Below are 23,642 nucleotides of genomic sequence, written 5' to 3'. Positions count from 1 at the left end.
TTGATGGAAAAAGAAATAGCGGCAATCTACTGCAGGCTCAGCCAGGATGATGGAGATCTCGGCGAAAGTGGCAGCATCCAGACCCAGAAATCCATACTCACACGGTACTGCAAGGACAACCATATAGCCATCGGCGATATATATTCTGACGATGGCTATACCGGACAGAACTTCAACCGCCCGGATTTCAGGCGCATGATGGACGACATCGAGGCGGGGAAAATCAATGTGGTCATTGTCAATGACCTGGGCCGTTTCGGCAGGGAGTATGCCGAAATGGGGCTCATCATCGAGCATTATTTTGAAGAAAAAGATGTTCGTTTCATCTCGCTGTATGACCGGGTGGACACGGCAAAAAGCAAGGACAACCTCATAATGGCGTTCACGAATGTTATGAACTCCTTCTACGCAAGGCAGGCTGGCTCCAAAACAAAAGCGGCTCACAGGGCGAGGGCGCTGGATGGAATGTACCTTGCCGGACATGCCCTCTTCGGGTATATGAAAGACCCCAATGACCGGCATAAGCTCATTATCGACCCGCCCGCGGCGGATGTTGTGAGAGAGGTTTTTCAGCTGTTCGCTGACGGCGTCGGCTATGTGCGCATGACGAAAATCCTGCGGGAGCGCAAAATCCTAAACCCCATGGCCTACTTCAATCAGAATAATCCCGACTACTTCAAGAGCGATTACTGGCGTAAGCCCTTCGACTGGCACGCCACTTCCGTGCGGTCTATCCTGATGAATCAGGCCTACATAGGGAATGTGGTGTTCGGAAAAACGAAAGTAAAAGGTCTCTTTGACAAGAAAAGAATCCCTGCCCCGCAGGAGGAATGGATTATCGTTGAGAACATGCATGAACCGATTATATCGCGTGAACTGTGGGATATGGTGCAGCAGCTGATGAAAAGTCGCAGGCGGGAAAACAGCAAAGGCGAGGTTCAGATGTTCGCAGGGCTGGTCAAATGCTCGAAGTGCGGCTCCTCCCTTAACGTCAACTTCGATAAGAAGAAGGGTAAGTACACCGGCTTTTCCTGCTGGGTATATAAGAACTACGGTAAGGATCGCTGCACGTCTCACGCCATTGGGTGGAAGACTATGGGGCAACTCGTGCTGGAGGATATCCGCCGGAATGCGAAAGCGGCGAAACTGGCGACGCCCAAATACAAGGAAATGCTCATCGCCGTCAAGACCGAAAAAAAGAAGCAGGAAACCGAAAAATGCAAGCGTGAACTCAAGACCGTGGACAAAAGAATCGCTGAATTGGACAAGATTCTGAACAAGCTCTACGAGGACTTGGCGCTCGAAAAAGTCACCGAGGAACGCTACCAAACCATGTCCAAAGGCTATGAAGCAGAGCAGTCTGGCTTGAAAGAGCGGCGGAATAAGCTGACGGAGATCATCACACGGGCGGAATCGGTATATGAAAATATCGAAAAATTCCTGCCGCTGATACAGAAATACACCGACATCACCGAGCTTAATACGCACATCCTCAACGAGTTGATACAGAAAATCGTCGTCTATGAAAAGACAGATAACCCTGACGGCAGCAAGAGCCAGCGGGTGGACATCCATTATAAGTTCATCGGGTATGTGGAGATGAAGGAAATGTTTGGGCTGCCTATGGTCATGGCGATGGCGAAGGATGTCGAGATTGACGATGCGCTGGTGGCCGAAGCAAAAGAACTGGCGAAAGACCTTGCCGGATGAATACCGATTGCGAGCAGAGGAATATTTTGGTATAATAAGTCTAAATAGCAGAACCTTCAGACGATTTTAAACCCATCGAATTCGAGGGGTTTAAAATCTTGAGCTACTTAAATTACTTCCCTGCGAGGTAATTTATTTTATATGCGGGGGTGGAAGTCATGAGTATTTTGTCAATATGGTTTTTCCTGATGATAGTACTGGTGCTGATGCTTTTGCTCAAGCTGGTTATTTATTTCGTCTGCCTTTTACAAAGAGAACTGTTAATACCGACAGATTTAGTAAGGCGATATTTGCCGTTGCTATGATTGCCTTTTTCCCTGTGATGATTATTTTGGCAGCGGCAAAGAAAGCGTAGGGGTTAGGTATGGCGAGGAGGATATGCCCGCGTTGCGGTTCGAAGAAAGCGGCAAAAATTTTATACGGCATGCCTGCAATGAGTCCTGAGCTCCAGGAACGGCTCGACAAAGGCGAAGTTGTTCTCGGTGGATGCCTTATTACCAACTGCGATCCGGTATATCACTGCAACAAATGCAAGAAGGATTTTGGAGCACCGACCGCTGACCTTGAAGCCGACGCCATCTCTTTTTATTTCAACATAGGCGGCTTTTTCGGCGACAATTACTTGATTATGATTATAAAATCGGAAGATGACGCCGCCGTAAACTTTTCTTCCGGAGCAGGATATCTGCCCGAAGAACCTACCATTAAAGAAACGCTCAGCCAGGAAGAGTGGCAGGCGTTTATGCATAAAGTCTTTCATTGCTATATCACCGACTGGAGGAAACGCTACGTTGACCCGCACATCATGGACGGAACGCAATGGGAGCTTGAGGTCAATTTTATGAACGGTAAGCCGATTAAGGTATATGGCAGCAATAAGTATCCTGTTCATTGGGACAAGTTTTTAAAAACGGTTAATTCGTTGGGATATCATATTTCATGACTGCGCCACGGAGTTAAAAATAAACTTGAGACAAGGAGAAAAGGGTTATGGCAAAGTATATGGTTACTGAAAATGAGGTTAAGAAGGCACTGGCTATTGACAGCTTCAGAAATATGACTAAAGACAAAATCATGGAGTTTGTTTCAGCAATTCCGAATATGGATAAAGATATTGCAATCAAAATTATTGAGCAGTTTCCCTCTTACACTGAATCAGCAAATAACATGCTTGCACAGTTAAATATCATATGCGATAACGCAATGAAGGCAAATGGCGAAAGCCAGAAGGAAGCAATAGAGGCCTATAAGAAAATTCTCGATGACCTTGGTGAACTCTTAAAAAAGAACTCAACTACTGCTGAAGAAAGAGCGCAAATAACAGAACAGATGATAACTGTTGCAGATCGTATCTCAGCAAAAGATACTGAGAACAAACATTTTCTCAATGATATAATCAAATACGGAGTCCCTATTATAGGGGGCGCGCTTGTGTTGGGGGCTGCAATCTTAGGCGTGAATGTTAAAGGTACTAAGATTCCTACTTTGAAAAAATTCTAAACGGTTGTCAAATTTCCGGAAGCACAGACATTGCTACAAGATAATTTATTTTATATGAGACGGACATACACAAAAGAATCAGGAAGACATGGTTGGGTTGAAAAATAATTATGGGGAGGGTACATGAGATGACTGCTACGACAATCAAAATTCATAACTGCAATAACATCACGAGCGGCGAATTAGAACTTTGTGATGATACGCTTAATATCCTGTTTGGCAGGAATGGCAGTGGCAAGTCCACTATTGCACGGGCTATTTACCTAAAGTCGCAGAGCAAAGAACTTACCGAACTTGCGCCATACGGTAGTGCAAGCGAAGCGACTGCACCATCAATTGATGGTGTAACCGATGGCAACATAGCCATTTTTGATGATAATTATGTCAGCCAGTATGTTTATCAGCCGGATTCTTTGATAAAAGATGCCTTCGAAGTACTGATTCGTTCATCAGAGTACGATGAAGCTAAGAAGAACATTGATGATGCCTTGACTAAAATCCGAACCACAATAACTGAGCGGCAAGGCATCGCTGAATTACGCAGTCAGATTGGTGTTTTGATTGATACAATCAAATTTACCAGTGGTAATAAAATAGCAAAGAGGGGCGGAGTAAAAGGCCTCCTTGAAGGAAAAGGCGCATACTTCAACCCCCACCCTGAACTAAGTGACTTGAAGCCCTTTTTGGAGGGAGACACTGTATCCAAGTGGGCAGCTTGGCGTCTGCAAGGATATGAGCAATTCGGGAACAAAAAACTGTGCCCCTATTGTTCTGCGGGTGATACAGAAAAAACCGAAACCATAAATCGTGTATTCGCAGAAAGTTTTGATAAAACGAGTGTTGAGGCGGCTTCGGCAATATCAAAAGCACTTGAGGCTCTCAGGCCGTATTTAGATGAAACAAAGATATCTGAACTGATGTCTTTGTTCGGTGTAAAAGATGATTTACAGGTGCTTGAAACGCAGCTCACAAAACTCTGCGCCGAGGCAAATTATTTGCACGGAAGGCTGACAGCGATTTTGTCGTTTAACGGATCATCTGTTGACAAAGACAATATTGGCGACTTGCAAACAAAACTTGCTGATATGAAGGTTGATTTTCGTGCTTGTGATACCTATTTTACAACGGAATTGACCAAGAATGAGATGGGTGCAGTCAATACTGAAATCGATGACCTTCTTACGAAGGTAAACGCCTTGAAAGGTGAGATTGGAAAGTACAATAAGTATATTCAGGATAAGATTAAGGACAGGAAGCAGGATATTAACGACTTTCTGAGCCTTGCTGGCTTTAAGTATACATTCGAAGTCGAAGTGAGTGGCGAAAATAACGCTAAGGCTCTACTAAAGTTCATTCTTCCTGACGGCAACCCCGGCAATGTACAGTCGCCAGGCAAACATCTGAGTTGGGGCGAAAAGCACTCTTTCGCTCTGATACTTTTTATGTTCGATGCTATTAGGAGCGATGCCAAGCTGATAATACTTGACGACCCGATATCATCATTCGACAGCAACAAAAAGTATGCTATCATAAACCGTCTTTTCAAGACCGGAGAACGAGGCAATAGTCTCTATGAGAGAACTGTCTTGATGCTCACGCATGACTTTGAGCCAGTCATCGATTATATTCAGACAAATTCAGGGCGGCAGACCCCGACTTCGGTTTGCGCTACTTACTTTGAAAATGTCGGTGGACAACTCCAGTGTACACCGATTCAAAAGGGTGACGACCTGATGTCCTCTGTAGTCCTTTTCAAAGAACTGGCTATGGACGGCAATATCGATATTGCAGCAAGAATCGGCTGTCTGCGGAAGTTTATTGAACATCAATTTAAGAATCCGCAAACGGAGTCAAACGCTTATAACATCCTATCCAGTCTGATTCACGGTCGTCCGGAGCCAACTTCAGATTCAGATGGTAAGATCAAACTGACTGATGAACAAGTTAATGAGGGTGTCGAATACATAAAAGGTTTTATCACAGAATTTGATTATGCGACTGTGCTTGGCCAATGCTCTGCTCAAAATCTGTTGAGCAGATACGGCAGGGAAACATCGGCATATATAAAAATGCTGATACTCCGCGCTTACACCGAGCAGAACAAAGATGCACGGGAGCGGCTACGGAAAAAGAATGATGTCCTCCGGAAATATGTTGACGAGACGTACCACATCGAGAACGATTATATATATTCTCTTGATGTGAGGCGCTTCAACATTGTTCCTGAAAATTATATCACAGACGCAGATATGTTTGTTACAGCTGAATTGGCGGAGTGACTTCGCAGAAATTTTAACCAGAAAGGAGACCAACTATGGAGTATCTCTTTAATAGTAAAGGTAATCATATAGCAAATTTAGTTAATGGGCATCTCCATGCTCCATCTGGGCAGAACATCGGACATTTTCTCACAAACGAGAAGATTCTGATTGATATGCAAGGAAAGTATCTGGGAGAAATTGTCCAAGGCAATAGGCTCATGTTCAATAAGACCTCGCCTTATTTGAATATGAATTTCGGCTCATACGGTAATTATGGCAATGTTGGAAATTACGGCAATCCGGGGAATTACGGCTCAATCGGGATTATAGGCGGCTATCGGGATGTTTCGTTATAATGCCGACCATCCTTCCTTAAGCTCGTACTACCAACTGAGTATAGAAAAGCTGTCTTTTTAACAATCATACGGAGGATTGAACATGTCCAATTTAAACGCGGAAGAATATAAAACATTTGAAAGCATTAAGCATGTGCGGGAAAACGGTACTGAATTCTGGTATGCTCGTGAGCTTGCTGAAGTTTTAGAATATGTTCAATGGAGAAATTTTCAGAAAGTAATTGACCGTGCTGTTCTTGCCTGCAAAAACAGCGGATTTAAGGTTAACGACCATTTTGCTGAGGTCAGCAAAATGGTCGACATAGGCAGTTTAACTCAAAGAAAAATTAAAGACTATGAACTTACACGCTATGCTTGTTATTTGATTGTTCAAAATGGTGATCCACGCAAGGAAATAATAGCATTGGGTCAAACCTATTTTGCCATTCAGACACGTCGTCAGGAAGTTCAGGATGCCTTTAATCAGCTTGACGAAAATAATAAACGATTAGTTGTTCGCGGCAATATTAAGCAATGGAATCAGCTCCTTGCTGAAGCAGCACACAACGCCGGAGTTCTTACCGATGAAGAATTTGCAATTTTCCAAAATGCCGGCTACATGGGACTTTATGGCGGCATGACTGTCTCAGATATTCATACGAAAAAAGGCTTAAAGAAAGATGACAAAATTCTTGATTATATGGGTAGCACAGAGCTGATCGCCAATCTGTTCAGAATTTCGCAGACGGAAGAAAAACTGAAGCGGGATGAAGTATCAACGGCTGCCGCAGCAAATAACACGCACTATGAAGTGGCTGAAAAGATACGCAAAGCAATTATTGAAATGGGAGCTACCCTTCCGGAAGACCTGCCGGTGCCGGACAAAAGCATTCGAACAATTGAGCGGGAGGAAATCCGTAAGCTCAGGGATTCAAAAAAGAAGCTGATGCTGGATGAATAGGTAAATATGCAATAATGTAGAAATGCCTTAATATACAAAAAAATTAATTAAAGGAGGGAGAAACAATGGCTGTAGAACACATTCCAACAGGAGAAGTCCATTCTGGTGTCAAAGGTGGCAAAACTGGCTGCGGAGTAGACACAACAAAGATCAGCGATCATTGGCAGAATACGAGCAAAGCAATTACATGCGATAAAAATGGGTGTAAGAATTAATCAGGTATCATACGGTTTAAACCCGTCGATTTCGGCGGGTTTAAACATACTACCTTACGAACAACCACCGGTCGTGGGTTCAATTCCCACCACCAGCTCCAAAAATATATTAAGGAGGTATAGAATGTTCAAAGGAATTTACACACCGATTGTAACTCCTTTTGCAGAGGATGAATCGATCGATTACGGGAAGCTGAAGCACAATCTTGACCTATTGGCGAAGACTGAACTTGACGGTATAGTAGTTCTTGGATCAAATGGCGAATTTGTCTATCTTACTCATAAGGAAAAGCTTGAACTTATAAAGTTCTGTATTGACAATTTTACCAAGGAAAAGAGGATAATCGTCGGCACGTCCTATGATTCCACTCTAGAGACGATAAACTTTTGTAAGGAAGCAGCAGATTTGGGTGCAGATGCAGCTCTTATTCTTCCTCCTCATTATTACAAAGGAAGTATGAATGAGGAAGTGCTCTACAATCACTTTATTGATGTTGCAGATGAATCGCCCATTCCTGTAATGCTTTATAATATGCCAGGGAACACAGGTATAAATATGTCATCAAAGTTAATAGCAAGACTAGCTAAGCATCCAAATATTGTAGGTATTAAAGATACATCAGGCAATATCGTTCAGCTTTCGGAGATAGTAAGGGATACTGACGATGACTTTATAGTATTTGCGGGGAATGCAGGCTATTTATTACCGGCACTTACCGTCGGAGCAAGAGGTGCAACAGTAGCTCTTGGAAACATACTCCCCAACCAGTGCTGCAAGCTGGTAAGTCTTGTAAAGGAAGGTAAGCTGGAGGAAGCTAGAGAGCTCCAGCTAAAGCTTATAGATATAAATTTCATGGTTACTGGGGGCATGGGAGTTCCCGCCCTTAAGGCTGCAATGAATATGCTTGGTTACCAGGGAGGAATACCGAGGAGACCACTGAGACATCTCGAAGAGGACAAAAAACAAGTAGTAAAAGCAGCCCTTGATAAGCTGGGCGTACTTTAATATATCAAAGGAGGAATACAAATGCCAATAATCCAGGTTGAAATGCTAAAAGGAAGAACTGTAGAACAGAAGAGAGCAATGGCAAAAAAGGTAACTGAGGCTTTGGTAGAGACAGTTGGATGTAAGACTGAGGCAGTTAAGATTATAATTAGAGAGATGGAATTTGAAGATTACGCACAAGGTGGAGTTCTTCACTGCGACATAAATAAATAGTGAATTGCAGCCATATTCAAATGGCTGTATGAGCGATCACAGATCGTCCAAAGGGCTGCCTTTAGGCAGCTTTATTTTTCGATCTCCACTTTTGCGATTTAACTTAATACAATATATTAATAAGAGAGGGGGATACAATAATGATAGGGGAACATTTACAATTGAGATATTTGTCTTGGCCAGATATCAGAGAGAAAATTGTTTCAGGCTACGATACGGTGATCATTAGTCTTGGAGCAATGGAGCAGCATGGGCTTCATCTACCGGAGTGTACAGATGAAACTATTGGTATAGGATTGTCATGCGGACTTGCAGAAAGATTGGGCAATGCATTGGTTGCACCCACTATAATCCCAGGGCTTTCAGAGCATCATATGGTGTTGCCTGGCAGCTTAAGCCTCAGACCTGATACATTCAAAGCTGTAGTTGAGGACTATGTGCAATCCTACCTAAGACATGGCTTCAAGAAATTCATCTTCTTAGCCTCCCATGGCGGAAACATGGATACAACGATCAAGCTCATAGATGATTTTAAGATAAAATTTCAGGACTCGGTTTTCTTGAATGCACTTACTCTGGACCGTTTGATAGCTATACTATCAAAAATTGAAAAGGAGAGCTCTATGCCCATTGGAAGCTGCGGTGGTCATGCTTGCGCCTTTGAGACATCGCTGATGCTATATCTTGCTCCTGAGTATGTAAGAATGGATAAGGCAAAACCAGGCTATGTCGGTCCTCCAACTAGAGAGTTGGTTGAAACCATGTTTAAACATGGAGTAACTGGGATATCAGAAATAGGAGTTCTGGGCGACCCAACCCTAGCTACGGAAGAATTGGGTAAAAAGTTCTTTGAAGCAACAGTTGAGGCCATGTATCAGAATATTTTAGAACAAACAAAGGAGGAATAACGATGTCTGAAATTGAAAAAAAGCTTGGTGAATTAGGTATTATACTACCAGGCCAGACAAAATCTATGGGTAACTATGTTACTGCGAGAAGATCAGGAAATATGCTTTACCTATCTGGGAATGGCCCAATGAGGGAAGGCAAGGTGGTCATGTCAGGAAAACTGGGGGCTGACCTCTCAATCGAGCAAGGCTATGAGGCTGCAAGGATAACTGCAATAAATATACTGGGAGTACTTAAGAGCGAGCTCGGAGACTTGGATAAAATCAAGCAATTTGTCAAGGTATTAGGCTTTGTTCAAAGCACAGATGATTTTTTTGATCAACCAAAGGTAATTAACGGTGCATCTGACCTTTTCGTAGAAGTGCTTGGTGAGAAAGGCAGGCATGCAAGGTCAGCAATCGGCACAAGTGTCTTGCCGTTTAACCTTCCGGTAGAGATAGAGGTCATAGTCGAGGTAGATTGACACGAAAAGCTTTTGGCATTATACTAATATAGTGACTGAAGTAACTATGCGCCCATAGCTCAGCCGGATAGAGTAGCTGGCTTCGAACCAGTTGGTCAAATTCAAATAATTGGTATATATAATTGCTACAGATATTGAAAAGACTGCATTGCAGGGATCCTGTCTGGAGGAGAGAATTATAACAAATCTCAAATCCGTGCAGTAGCGGTAGTGTAAAATATTTTGTGTATTCACCTTTGGATTAAGATAATTTCTTGGTAGAAAAGATTGAAAACACTAGGATTCAAGTTGTTAAAGTTCGATTGATCATCAGCTTAATTTAATCACAGCGCCAAATAGGCTGTCAAGGCTCACTTTCTTGACAGCCTTTGTATGCCTTTAAAGATTAAAGTGCTACTCTGCCTTCGAAGTAGATTGCAAAGTGATTTAGTATATAATCCCAGTTCCTGATTCTAGAGGTCCATTTTGCAGTAGCGTCAAACATAGCAAGATACAGGCTTTTCATCAGTGCTGCATCCGACGGGAATACTGACTTGCTTTTTGTTACCTTTCTTAGCTGCCTGTTGAAATTCTCCATGGCGTTTGTTGTGTAGATTATGGTTCTGACCTCTTCTGGGTATTTGAAGTATGCTGATAGTTCTGCCCAGTTGCTTCTACAGGATTTGACGCATGACGGGTATTTTTTGACCCATTTATCTTCGAACTCGTCCAGGTTTCTTAGCGCTTGTTCCTCGCTTGGAGCTTTGTAGATATCTTTTAGATCTCTCATTAGTTCTTTTACATCTTTGTAGCTGACATACTTTGTTGAGCTTCTTATCTGATGGATTATGCATCTTTGTATCTCTGTTCTTGGAAATACTGCATGTATTGCTTCTGAAAAGCCACTTAAGCCATCTATGGAGGCTATCAGGATGTCTCGTACCCCTCGATTCTTAAGCTCTGTTATAACGGTAAGCCAGAATTTAGAGGATTCATTTTCACCAACCCACATCCCAAGAACATCTTTCTTGCCTTCCATATTGATCCCGATTATGATATATACTGCCTTTTTGGTCACTATGCCATCCTGTCTGACGTTGTAGTGGATAGCATCAAGGAATATTATGGGGTAGACTGCTTCAAGCCCACGATTCTGCCATTCTGCTATGGTTGGCAGGATCTTGTTGGTGATCTGTGATATTAGGCCGTTGGAGACTGAAAATCCATAGATGTCTTCTATGTGCTTTGATATGTCTGCTACGGTCATTCCTTTGCCGTACATTGATATTATTTGCTCTTCGATATGGGATATATCGGTTTGATACTTTTTGACTATCTGTGGCTCAAATTCACCGTTCCTGTCTCGAGGGATGTTGATGTCCAATTCTCCAGTCTTTGACTTTAATGTCTTTGAACTGTAGCCATTTCTAGCATTTAAGACTCCTTGAGGCTTTGAACCTTTTGAGTAGCCTATTTGCTCATCCAACTCAGCTTCAAGCATCTGCTCGATCGTCTCTCCTAGCATGTCTTTTAGACTCTCGTAGATGTCGTCTACAGATTCTGGCTGGTAGAGCTCTAAAAACTTTTTGATTGCTTCTGTTCTCTTTGGATCTCTTTTGATTTTTGCCATAATTAAATACCTCCGGATTGATTTTATTTTATCTCAATCCAGAGGTATCTCATACACAAAATATTTTACAGTCTCAATACTAGTATAAATCTCCAGCTGCTTTAATTGTAATTTTGGTTGCATTACCAGGTAAGTAAGCAAGAGGAACATCCTCCATTTGAACAATTTGAAGTGTATCAGGGTTAGCCCCAGCATTTAGAGCTTCATCTAAAGCCATATTCTTTGCAAGTTCAAGTGTTTTTTCCCTTCCTAGCTCATCAAGGGAGAATACTTTTTCAATTTGACCACTAACTTGAGCAATAGCTGCTCCAATTGCATTTGCAACACCGCCTTTGGGATGTTTTATAACTTCTAAAGCACCTTTGAATTGCTTGTTAAATAATATACCTCCACCTCCAACTAGGATTACAGGTATAGGATCAGAACTGGTTTTCATTTTGTCAATTTCGCTTTCAACCATATCAATCATCTTGCTGTAAGCTTGTTCAACAAATGCTCTATCTAAGTGTTCAACGGCTTTTTTGTCGCCTATTTCAGCAATACCAGCCGCAACAGCAATATCAGTAGCAGTTATAACATCTCCTCCAAAAACCAATGATTTTTGTGTTATCTCAAATCCCACACTTTCTGGGCCAATCTTGATTTCTGATCCATTACCATAGATTATGGTACCTCCACCTAAACCTATTGATGAGATATCGGGCATTCTGAAATTTGTTCTGACCCCTCCAATTTCAACAGCAAGTGATGACTCTCTAGGGAACCCATTTGAAAGCACTGCTATGTCAGTTGTGGTCCCACCTATGTCAACTGTTATTGCGTTTTGTTTCTCTCCAAGGTATGATGCACCTCTCAGACTATTGGTTGGACCGCAAGCTACAGTAAAGATTGGATATTTCATAGTATACTCAATTGACATCAACGTACCATCATTTTGTGAAAAAAATACTTTTGCCTCTATGCTTTCTTTTTTTAGAGCGTTAATAAATCCCATTGCTGTAGCTCTTGCTACATTAATAATTGAGGCATTTAAAATAGTGGCATTTTCTCTCTCTAGTAGGCCCACACTGCCAATTTCACTCGATAACGATACATGCATATGTTCACCCATTACTTCTTTGATGATTTTCTCTGCTCTTTCTTCGTGATCTTTTGAGACAGGAGAGAAAACTGAAGTTACTGCAACAGAGTCAACTTTTCCGCTTAATTCTGAGGCGATTTTTTGAAGTTCAGTTTCATTGAATGGGACTATCTCATCCCCATTGAACTCATGACCACCTTCTACAAGATATACATGTTTCCCAATAACTTTTTTCAAATCATCAGGGATACCTGCTAAAGGCTGTATAGCTAATGTAGCTGGGGCACCAATTCTGATTATTGCTACTTCATTCAACTCTTTCCTTTCAACAATTGCATTTGTACAATGGGTTGTACCAAGCATGGCGTAATTTATTAAAGATCTATCCACGTTAGACTCATTAAGCAACCTACTAAGAGCCAAATCTATACCTTCGCTTACATCTCTCGTTGTGGGTGTCTTAAGAGAATGAATTACATTTGAATTCTGGTCAAGTAAGACAGCATCCGTATTTGTACCACCTACATCAATTCCAATTTTATAACTAGTCAATTCCATGTCCCCCTTACTTCTGAAGTTCTTCTACAGGTATATAGTCAGTATCATATCCAAAGTATCTCGGTCCTACAAGTTCAATACCCCTATCGGTACGCCATTTATTGTCACATGGGATACCTATGACTACACATCGGGCGCCATATCTGATACCTTCAGTAGTAATAGGCGTACCAGTTTCAGCATCCAAGACAGTTATAAGATCAGGCGTCATGCATAAAAGTTTCCCATCCGATTCAGCTAGTAGGTGTTCGTTCTGAAATTTCAATCGGCAGGTTCTATAGCTATTCTCACCTAAGCCTTGTATAAGGGCTTCCCCTTTAGCAAAACCACCTTCCGTCTTTCTTTCTATGTCTACAACTTTACCTTCGAATAATTTGTGGCCATTCAATAGTTCTAGCAGTTCATTGATTGGGTTCATATTGTCTTTCTTGCCTGTTGTGATTATTTCACCTATTTTTTGTTCCAATGATAGTGACTGTTTGATGGAGGAGTCCTTAACCTGTTTTCCAATCATGGGGTAGATTGAAATCATAACAGATCCTCCCATTGTAATTGTTGCAGTTCTTGCAATTTTCTCTGCCCATAAACCATCTACAGTATCAAGAACAATACTATTACCTTTCTCATCAGAAAGTACCATTGGGGTTGACTTAACACCATCTATATAGAAAGTAACCATTTGTAGTTCGGGAAAAGCTCTACCCATGCCATCTGCATCAACTACAGGCAAACCAAGCTCCGCTGCAAGAGCCAAGGGGAGTAGAGAGTTTACCCCTCCTGCCTCTATTGGCATTGTAGCTTTTATAGGTTTTTCCAGTATCTTTTCCATTGCTTTAAATGAGACAAGAGCTTCTTTCCCACTTGGAATTTTTTCAATCATCACAGTCGGAGCTCCCATCATAGCAGATGGAACTATTAAGTCATCGTCTTCGATATCATTAATATCCAATAACTTTATTGGTCCATATTTTTCAACAGCTTGGATAGCCATTAATTTACCAACATATGGATCGCCACCACCTCCTGTGCCAAGTAGGGCAGCTCCTATAGCTATGTTTTCAATTTCTTCTTTACCAATTAAGCGCATTAATTTTCCTCCTTAAGTATTGATTTCCCTTTAAAAGCAAGGTTCAATCCAATTTGAATCACAAAAGCAACAGCAAATGAGTCTAGACCAGATGCTCCTGTAAGACGAAGCATTCCTAATCCAACTGGCGCTGCAGTTGTCATAAAAGCAACAACAGAAGAAATTGCCCAGTTTGCTATACTTAACCAACGAACATCTTTTATTCTATCAATATTATCAAAACTGTATGCTTTTTTATTCATAAAATAATCAGCCGCGTATATACCACCTACAGGAGGAATCAATACACTTAGGAAACTTAGGAACATAATAAAATTATCATATATTCCCAATACGGCCAGACTTATTCCGATAACACCTGCACCTATTGTTAAGATGTACTTGGGTATTTTTGAAAAGATAATTGAAAAATTCAATGAAGCTGAGTAAATATTTGTATTGTTTGTTGTCCATTGTGCAAGGATTAGGACTACCATCGCACCTGTACCCCAACCAAGTCCTATAAAGATTGAGATAATATCAGTTTGAGATGTTGCTTTTGCCAATATGGCAGAAATTATAAGTACTACAACAGTTCCTACAAAATATCCAAAAGTAGATGATAAGATTGCATCTTTAGTTGTTCTTGCATATCTTGAATAATCTGGTCCGATTATTACTCCAACCGCAAGTGAACCAATAACCATTGAAATTGCTGTTCCAAGAGGTATTGGAGAAGCAGTGACAGGGGTATTCAATAATTCACCAAATGAGAAATTGTTAAGTGTTATAAATAATGACCCGAATAGAAGTATCCCTAATAGTGGAACTGCAACAACACTCAGTTTTTCAATGGCCTTATAACCAAACATAGCTGTTAAGGTCATTAATATTCCACCTAAAACAATCAAAATATTTGAGCTAACTGAGACGTTGAATACATTTAATATTACTTGTGCCAATGTATCACCGAAAAGATCAAGTTGGACTCCGAACCAACCGAATAATGCAATGGCAGTCACTAATGATACTAGCATTGCTCCTCTTTTTCCCAAAGAGTATGAAGATACAAGGGACATCGCCAATCCAGTTCTTGCTCCAACGACACAACAAATACTACTAAGTATTGCCAACACAAAAGAACCTACTAAAGTACTAATTATAGCCTGGCTAAGTGGCATACCACTACCAAGTGCTCCACCCAAAGCTGTTGCAGAAAGAGATATAACTCCTCCTATCCACACTAGCCCGAGCTTAAACCATCCATTTCTTTCGCTCTCTGGGACAGGCTGTTTCTCGTAGTCTTTGATAATGGATTTTTCCTTTAAGACTTCTTGTGTGGGGTTTTTTACATTTTCCATAAAATCGTCTCCATTCAATTGATTAAATTTTAAGAATCTTTTAAAAGCAATGGTAGCATTAGGTAAAATAGTAGTCAACACATGATAAAATAATAACGATAATCAATCGTTTTCATTCGGGGGAAAACGTTAGATATTAAGAAAACTTAAAATATAGAACCAAGATAGCATAAGCACAGTATTTTTAATCCACAGTGCTTTTAATCCATTGATAAACATATATTTAATATAGAAAGAGGAATATAGGGTATTAATTATAATCTCATACATTGGGGATCCGTGCAGTAATCCGTGCAGTAGATATGGTAATGGATGATAAAGGATACTATAATTTACCACTTTGCTCCCAACCGAAGGATTATTACCAATTGTAGATATGAAGAACATAAACCTTGGAAATGCTGATGATTATTGACATTGGAGGTGTTTGGAGGTATACTATTATAGTATCAAAATTCATGTGCGCCCATAGCTCAGCTGGATAGAGTAGCTGGCTTCGAACCAGTTGGTCGGGGGTTCGAATCCCTCTGGGCGTACCAATTACAACATTTGCAAGGGTTTTTATACCCTTGCTTTTTTCATTTTAGCCACCTTTTAGCCACCATGGGATTATTAATAATAAAAACCTTATCCATTTTCAGATAAGGTTTAAGGTTCTAATTGAACATTGCATCGAATGTTTTCACTGCTTCGAACTTGGTATCCTCGAGGGTATGAGCATAGATTTCAGTAGTCTTTATAGAACTATGGCCTAAAAGCCTTGAGACAGTTAGGAGCTGTACTTCATTCTCTATCATTCTCGTCGCATAGGTATGTCTTAGGCTGTGGAACTTCTTATGAGGGACTGCAGCCTTTTTTAATGCTCTCTCCCAGCTCCTCCGAAGATTCTTAGCTTCAATATAGGTTCCCGTGATAGAAGGGAAGAGTAAATTATTATCCTCATAAGCTGGGCCTAGCTTTAACTTCTCTTCTTTTACCAGGATATAAAGGTTCTTCAGCTCTCTTTTTAGAGTCTCAGGCAAAGGCACCTCCCGATTAGAACTTTTAGTTTTAGGTCTTGTTACCTTCAATTCATATTTATAGTTGTCTTCATCTTCGTACACTCTGACAGTCCTTAGGGATTTATTGATCCTGACGACATCTCCCTTGATGTCTTTCTTCTCCAGGGCTAAAATCTCACCCATCCTAGCACCGGTCATAAAGGCAAACAGGATTATATATTTCAACTTCTTATTACCTACTGAGTCAAGTATTCTTTTGATCTCTTCATCGGACAAAGTCTCTATATTAACATCCTGATCCTCGATATCATCCTCGTTCTCTCGCGGTAGTTTTAATCCTACTAATGGATTTCTTACGATATACCCCTCAGATAATGCGTACCTAAAAAACTTGCTTAAGAACTTATGGAGGTTCTCCAATACTTTATAACTCTTACCGGTCTCAATGAGTTCATTATAGTACTTGAGGATAATAATCTTACCTATCTGTGATACAGGTATCTTGCTGATCATTGAACCTTCAACGTAGTTCCTATAAGTTGACTCATGTCTTTCGAAGGTTGAGGACTTGTTTCCGCTGCTTCTTTCAACGGTCCAGAGCCAATCATGGATGGCCTTCTCCAAAGGGATGGATCCTAAGTCAGGATTGATGCCTTTTTCCAGTGCCAGAATATAATCCTTTTTGAGGCTCTCAGCTTCACCTTTGGATTTACCATAGAAGTTCTTATAAAGCTTCTTTCCCTCTTTATCGATTCCTATCAGGAGTCGGGTCCTAAAGTAGTCACTTCCATTGATATTGGTATTTACGATAGGTTTACGAGCCATTCACTTTATCTCCTTTCTTTAAAAGGAGAATAATTGCTTCTGGTAGGTCCTTTGCTCCGTATTTTGAAACATGATTGGAGGCGAGCTGTTGGACAAATTCCGGTGGATTATTAAGACCGTATTCAACAAGTAAATGTTTAATCTCGTTTATTGATTCAATTCTTCGTTTTTCTATCAATTCCGACCTGTGGATATCGTAAAGTCGATTGAATTGAGCATTACCGGTTTGTAGAACGTCGTCTATTATCTTAAACTCCTCCAGTATCCTTCGCTCATCTAAGTCTGATTCAGCTTTAACTCTTGCGAGATAGTTAATTATTATGTTTTGAATTAGAACAGAATTTGTTATTTTAACGCCTGGAAGCCCATTTGACAAGCTTTCTTTGAACTTATTAAATACTTCTAATATTTCAGGATCCAATTCGCTGAAATCAAAATCTGTCTCAAAGGTAAGTCTTTCATAGTCTTCGTGGCTGAGAAAAGAAGTAACGTCAACTTCTAATGCTTTTGCTATCTTCTCAAGTGTACCTTTATCTGGAACTCTATTATTATTCTCGTAGTTTGAGTAAGTAGACCTTGGAATTTTCAATATTTCTTCTGCCATCTGCTTTTGACTAATACCCTTTTCTTTTCTGATTTTTTTTATATTCGATCCAACTTGTATAAATTCATTCAACCTCATACTCTCGCCTCCTCAAGTAGAGAATATCAAAGCTGAGGTTCAATTACAAGAAAATAATTTCAAAAGTGAAACATTAATTTTATTTTTATACTTGCAGTATTCAATAAAGAATATTATAATCAAGTTAATAGAAAATATTCAATTACGAAACAGTATAGGAAAGAGGTGAATATTTTGAATTTCAAGGTAAAGATTTCACGAATTGAAAGAGGCTACAAACAAATCGACTTAGCCTCAAAAGTTGGGATAACGCCACAATATCTTAGGCTAATAGAAACTGGAAAAGCAAATCCAACAAGAGAAATCATGAAGAAAATAGCGGCTGAACTCGGAAGATCTGTTGAGGATCTATTCTTTTAACTAAGTAAGGGGAGGGTGTAAAAAATGAGTGATAAGTATTTACTTTCAGTAACTGAGGCTCAAACTTATTCTGGCATAGGAAAAAATACACTGTATGAACTAATCAGATCAGAGAAAATCCCTACTGTGAGGATAGGGCGTACGATAAAAATCCATAGGCTAGGCCTTGAACAGTTCCTCGATAAAGTGGCAGCGGAGAAATCAATAATTTAACCAATAGAGCGGTGTACTACTGCTAAAGGGGGACTATTAGCTATGCATTTAGAAAAAAACGATCTAAAGAGGCTTCGAAAAGAAAACAAAAGAAAGAAACGAGTTGAAGCTGCCATTAATAGACGTAAGGAACAAACCCTGGATACTAGAAATGAGTTTGGTATCAAGGATCCAACACCTAAAAGCGCTGTAATCAGAATTATTAAAGGAGGTAAACTTGATGGATATGAAACCTAGCAGAGAGCCTCCAAATGCGGTACTAATGCTGAAGCATCAAATAAATGAACTAGAACATATTTTGATCTGGAACCCCTTGGGATTCTTGGCACGACAGCTGCATGAGAGGAGTAGACCGAATGGAAAGAGTAAAGATCGATGAACAGAATGAAAAATTAATTAGCGCTCTGCAACTAGCAGCTGAGGGATTTAAAGTATTCCCTTTAATACCAGATCAGAAAACACCTATGAAGAAAGGTTGGCAAAAGCTAGCTACAAATGATCCTGTAGAAGTGGAGAAGCTCTTCAGATGGGGCGACATGAATATTGGGCTGAGGACAGGAGAGGGGCTCCTCGTAATAGACCTGGACGTAAAGGGTGGTAATGATGGTATAAAGACTCTCGAAGATTGGGAGCTATTAAATGGGCGATTACCTCCAACTAGGACTAGCAGGACGGCCTCAGGAGGACTACATCTGTTGTACAGAACATCAGAAGTAGTAAAGAATAAAACCGGTGTTCATATTGGGGTTGACATAAGAGGGGATGGTGGCTACATAGTAGCTCCGGGGAGTACAATAAATGGCAAGCCTTATGAATGGGTTGTATCTCTTGATATAGCTGAAGCTGATGACTTAGTTATGGATTTTCTCGAAGGCAAGAACCCTGGCCAGAAGTTTATTTTACCAACTATAATTCCGAGGGGTGAGCGCAATGATTTGCTTTTTAGATACGGGTCCAGTTTGCAAGCGAAAGGTAAAACTGATGATGAAGTCCGAGAGGAGCTTAAACGAGCAAATATTGAGCGCTGTTTGGAGCCATTAGAGGATAAGGAACTTGAAATTATAATCAATCAAGTATTGAAGTATGATAAGGGTTCTTGTGCTAATGACGATGAAGATATACTGCCTATATTTGAAGCAGATGGTAGGTATTATAAGTACGGTCCGAAAGGTTCGACTATTGAGATTTCAAATTTTATTATAATCCCTCAGCGGTTCATTGAGGTAGTTGACAACCCAAGTCTTGACGAGCTGGAGGCTAACGTTCAAATAATTGGGGGCAAAAGCTTCAAAAGGTCCTATCGAACCAGTGATTTTGATGACATGAATAGATTTCTCCAGGCTACAAACAGCCTCGAGGCGAGATTCACAGGCAATAAGACCGATTTACAATATATCAAGACAATAGTATCTAAGAACGTTGAAATTAGAATAACCGGATATGCTGTTGGAGGGATGCAGTACATTAATAAGAGCTGGTATTTCGTGACCGCAGAGGGAGCATTGACATGTGAAAACGCCCTAAGGGACGATTACATCCACGTTTGCGCCAATGGTATACAAACAGAACTCCTGAGTATCGAACCAATCGGTAGGGAGGAGCTTAGAGGTATTGCCGGTAGTTTGCTCAGTTTCAATTCTCAAGGAATCTCCGCCGGGATAATGGGCTATTTAGGCGCTTTGTTTTTCAAAGAGAGACTTTGGGCCACCCATAAAATTAAATTTTCACATCTTATCGTTTCAGGGGAAGCTGGATCAGGTAAAAGCCAGACGCTCGAAAACATTATAATCCCAATGTTAGGGATAGTAAGCGGTACTCACTCAGCGAGTGGAGTCACAAAATTTGTTATGGATAAGAACGTGAGCTCCAATAATACTTTATCTTACATCTTAGACGAATATAAACCAGACATGCTTGCTCCTCATATAATGAACGCAATTTCAAATATAGCAAGAGTGAGCTACGATCGGCTGAAATCATCTAGAGGAACAAGGAACCAGGAGCTTGAGGATCTTTATTTGACAGCTCCTCTATGCATGTTCGGTGAAGCCTCGACCTCTGAAACGGCAGTAATTGAAAGAAGCTTGCTTTTAACCTTTTCTAAAAAGGAATCGAGGGCTCATAAAGAGAATTTTGAAATCTTGAAGCATAGCAAAAGGCTTTCAAAACTAGGTAGGAGTTTGCTGAACAAGGCCTTGAGCCTCGATGATGAATCAATTGAAATCATACTCGTGAAGGTTGATCAGTACTTGAAAGCGAATTGCAGCATCAAGGATGAGCGGATAGTCAACACACTGCGCATTAATTATTTTGGGCTTACCATACTAAAATTGATATTTAATGACCTAGGATTAAACTTCGAAGAGGAGACAGGAACGAGACTGGTTGATTTATTTGATACTCTCCAAAACATCGTAATCGATGAGAACCTCGGCGGGGGTGACTCAACAAAATCCGCTGTGGATATTACTTTGGAGCTCATGAGCCAGGCACTAAAGAGCCGGAATTGGTTTCAGCAAGATTACATCGTCCATCGGGCGAGTAAATCAAGCCGCGTCATCGGCCTACGGATCCCTGAGCTTCATGCTGTAATGACTAAGTATATCAAAGAATATAATATTCAAGAGCGTTTCTTAAATCCTTATGATTTCAAAAAGCAAATAGCTAAAGCAAATTATGTAGTAGATTTGAGTAAAAAGTGGAATGTTACTATTCAAGGCCAGTCAACGAGTCGATGTTTTTTAACTATCGACTTGGACAAGGCGGAACTGGAAGGCCTTGAGCTGGACGGATTTGAATACCTTCTGAACATTTGTGAAGAGTTTTGAGCCAAATAGGGTCAAAAAAAGGTAGAAAAGGTAATTCGAGGGTAGTTTTTATCAAAAATGAGAATGGCTTTTTTCCAATAGGTTGAGGGGTGAAAAGGTAGAAAAGGTAAAAAAGGTAAAATTAAAAAATACAGACTATACGTGAGAGTTTCTCACAACAATAAAACTAAAATAAATCTTGTATATATACTACGTGTGTCTCAAAAAAAGTTACCTTTTCTACCCTTTTGGCTGTACCCGTTGGAAAATGAATATTTAAGACTACCCTAAAAACTACCCTAAGACTACCCAAAAGGTAAAAACTTCTCGCTTTAATGCAATGATGCAAACAACGAAAGGGGATGGAAGCAATGAAAGAAACTGAAGAATTACGAGGACTGAAACTGGAAAGAGCCAAACTGGATTCGAGGATCCAATATCTCTTGTGGCTACAAGTTAGTTGGAAGGGGAAGCTTAGCAGAGTAGAACCTCTATCTGATGAGTTTGAGAAAGTAGTCGAGGAGTTGGCAAGGATACCTAATCAACTTCGGGAGCTGCAGTATAAACGGCAGCCTATCCATTGGAGGATATGCAACATCGAGATGGGTGAACTATAAGTAATTATATAGCATCTGACATAAGCTACACCAAAGGAGGTAAACCCGTGGATATAAAGAAGAAAGGGGATACCAAAATGAAAAAAGTAAAAGACGAAATAATTATTCAAATCATACCGGCTCCTGCTGATATGATAGCAACTTATAATTCAATTCCAGACTTGTATGAAAGAGTGGTTTGCCTAGCTTTAGTAGAGGATGAGTACGGCGAAAGGACTGTTAAGCCAATGGACTGTATGTATGATGGCGAAATCAGTTTCTGCACTGAATCAGATAATTTCAAAGGTATAATTTTTTCAAAACTTCCTACTGAGGAGCTTGAAAGGATAGATTTGGAGAACAGAGAATAGACCCTTAGCGGAGGAGTGATTGAGATATATCTTCATAAAAGACTTGACGAAGATCTCCAGCAAGAACTGCTGCGAGAATATGAAGAGACGAAAGATGAAGAGAAGAAAGAACTACTGATCCTCCATAACTTAAAGCTTGTAAAGTATTTTAGCAGTAAATATACAAAAGTGGATAGTCCTGGCAGAGATGAAGAGGACCTCTTCCAGGAGGGAACTATCGGGCTGATCAATGCAATCAACACCTACGATCCAGAATGTGGAAAGTTTTCAGCATATGCTGCATTCTGCATTCGAACGGCAATATTTAATTATATGCGGGATAGAGCCTCAAGTCTTAGGATCCCAGCTCATAGAAGAGAGCAGTTGCATAAGATCATCAAAGCCAGGGAGGAGCTCCTCCAGGATCTTCAACGTCAACCTACGGATAAGGAAATAGCTGATCTATTAAATATCCCAGTGGATGAGGTGAGATATCTAAAACTTATTTCCAGAGAAACCCTAAGCTTGGATACTCCGATTGGTGAAGAGGAGGACATGCTATTAAGTGACACGATCGAGGATGCTACATCGCGATTTGAAGATACACTTTGCAGCAGTATATTCATTGAGGAGTTTTTTAAGAGTATGCAGCAGGAGCTGACAGCTGAGGAGTTTGAAGTAATAAGACTATCACTGGGTCTATTCTGCAGGATCCACTCATACAAAGAAGTAGCAGAAAAACTAAGACTTGACTCTCCTAAACAAGTTCAATCAATCAGGGAGAAGGGAATGCGGACTCTTAGGAAAAAAGTCTTTATCCAGGGCTTACTCAAGGATAGATCCGTCATGAGAGAAATAGAGAAGGAGGTGGATGATAGGACCAGATGGTATTCCTCGCCAACCTTTGGGGAAATGAAAACTCCAAGGGATCATACCTCCGGATCAGCAGTAGAGGACATAGTTATTAAAAGAATAGGATATCGGGAAAGATCCCTTGATAGTCTATATCAGAACGCAATTAACACAAACAAGAGGATGCAGAAAGAGAGAGATGAGGATGAGGCCAAAACTAATAATGGAGTTTGAGGGAATATTTGATAGAGTGGTTCATGAAGATGCATACAACTTGAAGGCACTATTCGTAAATGATGAGAGTGAGACTGTGGTAACAATCAATAAACTGTACGAGCCTGAATTGCCCCTGGCATTAGTCCCCAAGAGGACATACAAGCTAATACTAAACTGCAGAGTAATGGCCAGGCAGCAGTCAGAAGGGAAAGGATATTACTTCTCGAATAGTATATACATCAAGAGCATTGAAGATACTGAAACTGGGGAGAAGATTGTATCAAGGTATAGGAATATCCCTTTGGTTGGTGGCCAGGATTCTGGAGCTTGATTCCATAGGAATAAAATGAAAGATGATAGATTGATGTATGGTCAATAATATTCTCCGGAGAAAAACATTTCGTAAAGAAAATAGTATCGCGTATCTTCAGTACAAGTATTATTCTACGGTGCGTAGTAATCGAAATCAGTCTGGTTAATAGATCCTTGATC

The 23,642-nt window shown here is 40.5% G+C and carries 26 protein-coding genes and 1 tRNA gene; 21 read left to right on the top strand and 6 right to left on the bottom strand.

Annotation, left to right across the window (positions count from 1 at the left end; genetic code table 11):
* Nucleotides 1-3: 3 nt before the first annotated feature.
* The 12 genes from AC4PHB_RS07830 (at nucleotide 4) to AC4PHB_RS07775 (ending at nucleotide 9,573) form a co-directional block, all read left to right on the top strand.
* Entirely contained in the window at nucleotides 4-1,710 is a 1,707-nt protein-coding gene (locus tag AC4PHB_RS07830; RefSeq protein ID WP_492135895.1) for a recombinase family protein, read from the top strand.
* A gap of 175 nt (nucleotides 1,711-1,885) precedes the next feature.
* Nucleotides 1,886-2,065 (top strand): hypothetical protein, encoded by a 180-nt coding sequence (locus AC4PHB_RS07825; RefSeq protein ID WP_492135894.1) that lies wholly within the window; start codon nucleotides 1,886-1,888, stop codon nucleotides 2,063-2,065.
* Between the two features lie 9 nt (nucleotides 2,066-2,074).
* Nucleotides 2,075-2,653, top strand: coding sequence for a hypothetical protein (locus AC4PHB_RS07820; RefSeq protein WP_492135893.1), 579 nt, complete (start codon nucleotides 2,075-2,077; stop codon nucleotides 2,651-2,653).
* A 47-nt stretch (nucleotides 2,654-2,700) separates the two neighbouring features.
* Nucleotides 2,701-3,210, top strand: a complete 510-nt coding sequence (locus tag AC4PHB_RS07815) for a hypothetical protein (RefSeq protein ID WP_492135892.1) — start codon at nucleotides 2,701-2,703, stop codon at nucleotides 3,208-3,210.
* Nucleotides 3,211-3,338: 128 nt separating this feature from the next.
* Nucleotides 3,339-5,489, top strand: coding sequence for an AAA family ATPase (locus tag AC4PHB_RS07810; RefSeq protein WP_492135891.1), 2,151 nt, complete (start codon nucleotides 3,339-3,341; stop codon nucleotides 5,487-5,489).
* A gap of 35 nt (nucleotides 5,490-5,524) precedes the next feature.
* Nucleotides 5,525-5,827, top strand: coding sequence for a hypothetical protein (locus AC4PHB_RS07805; protein ID WP_492135890.1), 303 nt, complete (start codon nucleotides 5,525-5,527; stop codon nucleotides 5,825-5,827).
* An 82-nt stretch (nucleotides 5,828-5,909) separates the two neighbouring features.
* Nucleotides 5,910-6,767, top strand: a complete 858-nt coding sequence (dinD, locus tag AC4PHB_RS07800; RefSeq protein WP_492135889.1) for a DNA damage-inducible protein D — start codon at nucleotides 5,910-5,912, stop codon at nucleotides 6,765-6,767.
* Nucleotides 6,768-6,832: 65 nt separating this feature from the next.
* Nucleotides 6,833-6,982, top strand: a complete 150-nt coding sequence (locus AC4PHB_RS07795; protein WP_492135888.1) for a hypothetical protein — start codon at nucleotides 6,833-6,835, stop codon at nucleotides 6,980-6,982.
* 124 nt (nucleotides 6,983-7,106) lie between these two features.
* The gene (gene dapA, locus AC4PHB_RS07790; protein ID WP_492135887.1) at nucleotides 7,107-7,988 is read left to right on the top strand and encodes a 4-hydroxy-tetrahydrodipicolinate synthase; all 882 of its coding nucleotides are present in this window, start codon (nucleotides 7,107-7,109) and stop codon (nucleotides 7,986-7,988) included.
* Nucleotides 7,989-8,009: 21 nt separating this feature from the next.
* Nucleotides 8,010-8,201 carry a 4-oxalocrotonate tautomerase gene (locus tag AC4PHB_RS07785; RefSeq protein ID WP_128425382.1) on the top strand — a complete coding sequence of 64 codons (192 nt, stop codon included), beginning with the start codon at nucleotides 8,010-8,012 and terminating at the stop codon, nucleotides 8,199-8,201.
* Nucleotides 8,202-8,341: 140 nt separating this feature from the next.
* Entirely contained in the window at nucleotides 8,342-9,109 is a 768-nt protein-coding gene (locus AC4PHB_RS07780; RefSeq protein ID WP_492135886.1) for a creatininase family protein, read from the top strand.
* A 2-nt stretch (nucleotides 9,110-9,111) separates the two neighbouring features.
* Nucleotides 9,112-9,573, top strand: coding sequence for a RidA family protein (locus AC4PHB_RS07775; protein ID WP_492135885.1), 462 nt, complete (start codon nucleotides 9,112-9,114; stop codon nucleotides 9,571-9,573).
* 385 nt (nucleotides 9,574-9,958) lie between these two features.
* Here the strand turns inward: AC4PHB_RS07775 and AC4PHB_RS07770 are convergent, their stop codons facing one another.
* The 4 genes from AC4PHB_RS07770 to AC4PHB_RS07755 all read right to left on the bottom strand — a co-directional run bounded on the left by AC4PHB_RS07770 (nucleotide 9,959) and on the right by AC4PHB_RS07755 (nucleotide 15,248).
* Entirely contained in the window at nucleotides 9,959-11,182 is a 1,224-nt protein-coding gene (locus AC4PHB_RS07770; RefSeq protein WP_492135884.1) for an IS256 family transposase, read from the bottom strand.
* Nucleotides 11,183-11,261: 79 nt separating this feature from the next.
* Nucleotides 11,262-12,815, bottom strand: a complete 1,554-nt coding sequence (locus tag AC4PHB_RS07765) for a hydantoinase/oxoprolinase N-terminal domain-containing protein (RefSeq protein WP_492135883.1) — start codon at nucleotides 12,813-12,815, stop codon at nucleotides 11,262-11,264.
* A gap of 13 nt (nucleotides 12,816-12,828) precedes the next feature.
* Nucleotides 12,829-13,908, bottom strand: a complete 1,080-nt coding sequence (locus AC4PHB_RS07760; protein WP_492135882.1) for an S-methyl thiohydantoin desulfurase family protein — start codon at nucleotides 13,906-13,908, stop codon at nucleotides 12,829-12,831.
* Nucleotides 13,908-15,248, bottom strand: a complete 1,341-nt coding sequence (locus AC4PHB_RS07755; protein WP_492135881.1) for a purine-cytosine permease family protein — start codon at nucleotides 15,246-15,248, stop codon at nucleotides 13,908-13,910. The genes AC4PHB_RS07760 and AC4PHB_RS07755 overlap by 1 nt, the downstream gene beginning before the upstream one ends.
* Nucleotides 15,249-15,710: 462 nt before the next feature.
* Between AC4PHB_RS07755 and AC4PHB_RS07750 the strand changes: the two genes are divergently transcribed.
* Nucleotides 15,711-15,787 (top strand) — tRNA-Arg (locus AC4PHB_RS07750).
* A gap of 117 nt (nucleotides 15,788-15,904) precedes the next feature.
* Here AC4PHB_RS07750 and AC4PHB_RS07745 read toward each other — a convergent pair.
* Both AC4PHB_RS07745 and AC4PHB_RS07740 read right to left on the bottom strand, forming a co-directional pair.
* Complete coding sequence (locus AC4PHB_RS07745) at nucleotides 15,905-17,074, bottom strand: tyrosine-type recombinase/integrase (protein WP_492135880.1); 1,170 nt, start codon at nucleotides 17,072-17,074, stop codon at nucleotides 15,905-15,907.
* On the bottom strand, nucleotides 17,064-17,756 hold the full coding sequence (locus AC4PHB_RS07740) for a helix-turn-helix domain-containing protein (protein ID WP_492135879.1): 693 nt from the start codon (nucleotides 17,754-17,756) through the stop codon (nucleotides 17,064-17,066). Before AC4PHB_RS07740 ends, AC4PHB_RS07745 begins: the two co-directional genes overlap by 11 nt.
* 174 nt (nucleotides 17,757-17,930) lie before the next feature.
* Between AC4PHB_RS07740 and AC4PHB_RS07735 the strand changes: the two genes are divergently transcribed.
* The 8 genes from AC4PHB_RS07735 to AC4PHB_RS07700 all read left to right on the top strand — a co-directional run bounded on the left by AC4PHB_RS07735 (nucleotide 17,931) and on the right by AC4PHB_RS07700 (nucleotide 23,481).
* Nucleotides 17,931-18,116 carry a helix-turn-helix transcriptional regulator gene (locus AC4PHB_RS07735; protein ID WP_492135878.1) on the top strand — a complete coding sequence of 62 codons (186 nt, stop codon included), beginning with the start codon at nucleotides 17,931-17,933 and terminating at the stop codon, nucleotides 18,114-18,116.
* A gap of 24 nt (nucleotides 18,117-18,140) precedes the next feature.
* Nucleotides 18,141-18,329, top strand: a complete 189-nt coding sequence (locus tag AC4PHB_RS07730; protein ID WP_492135877.1) for a helix-turn-helix domain-containing protein — start codon at nucleotides 18,141-18,143, stop codon at nucleotides 18,327-18,329.
* 42 nt (nucleotides 18,330-18,371) lie between these two features.
* A complete protein-coding gene (locus tag AC4PHB_RS07725) occupies nucleotides 18,372-18,566 on the top strand; it encodes a hypothetical protein (protein ID WP_492135876.1) in 195 nt (64 codons plus the stop codon).
* A 119-nt stretch (nucleotides 18,567-18,685) separates the two neighbouring features.
* Nucleotides 18,686-21,157, top strand: coding sequence for a bifunctional DNA primase/polymerase (locus AC4PHB_RS07720; RefSeq protein WP_492135875.1), 2,472 nt, complete (start codon nucleotides 18,686-18,688; stop codon nucleotides 21,155-21,157).
* A gap of 350 nt (nucleotides 21,158-21,507) precedes the next feature.
* A complete protein-coding gene (locus AC4PHB_RS07715) occupies nucleotides 21,508-21,753 on the top strand; it encodes a hypothetical protein (protein ID WP_492135874.1) in 246 nt (81 codons plus the stop codon).
* Nucleotides 21,754-21,800: 47 nt separating this feature from the next.
* Entirely contained in the window at nucleotides 21,801-22,103 is a 303-nt protein-coding gene (locus tag AC4PHB_RS07710; protein ID WP_492135873.1) for a hypothetical protein, read from the top strand.
* Nucleotides 22,104-22,118: 15 nt separating this feature from the next.
* A complete protein-coding gene (locus AC4PHB_RS07705) occupies nucleotides 22,119-23,168 on the top strand; it encodes a sigma-70 family RNA polymerase sigma factor (RefSeq protein ID WP_492135872.1) in 1,050 nt (349 codons plus the stop codon).
* Nucleotides 23,140-23,481 (top strand): hypothetical protein, encoded by a 342-nt coding sequence (locus tag AC4PHB_RS07700; RefSeq protein ID WP_492135871.1) that lies wholly within the window; start codon nucleotides 23,140-23,142, stop codon nucleotides 23,479-23,481. Before AC4PHB_RS07705 ends, AC4PHB_RS07700 begins: the two co-directional genes overlap by 29 nt.
* Nucleotides 23,482-23,642: the final 161 nt, after the last annotated feature.

Source organism: Gudongella sp. QWL-04, assembly GCF_058683975.1.
This window is presented reverse-complemented; position numbering and strand designations above follow the sequence as displayed.